This is a genomic window from Rhizorhapis sp. SPR117, from assembly GCF_021742065.1.
Genome location: NZ_JAKKIE010000197.1, coordinates 1 through 985 on the forward strand (window position 1 = coordinate 1; position 985 = coordinate 985).

The 985-nt window shown below is 54.2% G+C and carries 1 protein-coding gene; it reads left to right on the forward strand.

What is annotated here, in order from left to right; translation table 11 throughout:
* Positions 1–75 precede the first annotated feature (75 nt).
* Positions 76–933 carry a flavin-containing monooxygenase gene (locus tag L3X40_RS21920; RefSeq protein WP_237367446.1) on the forward strand — a complete coding sequence of 286 codons (858 nt, stop codon included), beginning with the start codon at positions 76–78 and terminating at the stop codon, positions 931–933.
* The last annotated feature ends 52 nt before the right edge of the window (positions 934–985 follow it).

Here is a 985-nt window from a genome sequence, read left to right on the forward strand (position 1 = left end):
GCCTGCCGACCTAGCATTGTTCATCTCCTCAAAGAGGCGTGAATCAATGAGGTGGATTACAGTTCCGGGTGACTAGTGGCAGGTAATGGTATCGTTGACGGGCAAGATGGATCTCTTGATTTTTCTCCCGAGGCTTTGGAGGAAAAATACAGGATCGAGCGGGAAAAGAGAGTCCGTACCGATGGGCTACAGCAATATGTCGACCTGGCCAAAATCACTGGCGATCATGCCGTCGATCCCTATCTGGAAGAGGAGCTGGTCCGCGAGCCGTTTGACGAAGACGCCAATGTCCTGATCATTGGCGGAGGGTTCAGTGGGATGATGACAGCAGTTGCCCTTGGCCAGGCCGGGATTGAAGACGTAAGAATCATAGAGAAAGGTAGCGACTTTGGCGGGGCCTGGTACTGGAACCGTTATCCCGGTGTGGCGTGCGATGTGGAATCGTATGTCTACTTGCCGTTATTGGAGCAAACCGGATACATTCCGACCCAGAAGTACGTGGGCGGGGCAGAGATTTTCGCTTATTACCAGCAGGTTGCCCGCCAATTCGGTCTATACGATTCAGCGATCTTTCAGACTGGCGTTGAGGCGATAACCTGGATTGAGGACAAAGATCGCTGGCTGGTTGAGACCGACCGCGGCGACCGCCTGTATGGACGCTTCGTGGTCCTCGCCGGAGGGCTGCTGCATAAGCCGAAGATCCCGAACCTGCCAGGGATCGAGTCGTTTAAGGGCAATGCATTCCACACGGCCAGGTGGGACTACGAATACACTGGCGGCGATTCCTATGGCAACCTTTCGAAATTGAGCGATAAGCGGGTGGGCATTGTTGGCACCGGAGCCACTGCTGTGCAGGTGGTTCCGCAAGTCGGTGCCTCCGCGAAGCATCTCTATGTTTTCCAGCGGACACTGTTGATTGTCGCTGAGAAGTGACCCGGTAGCGGCATAAATTTTCACTGAGATTTGACCCATGTTTGAACCACTC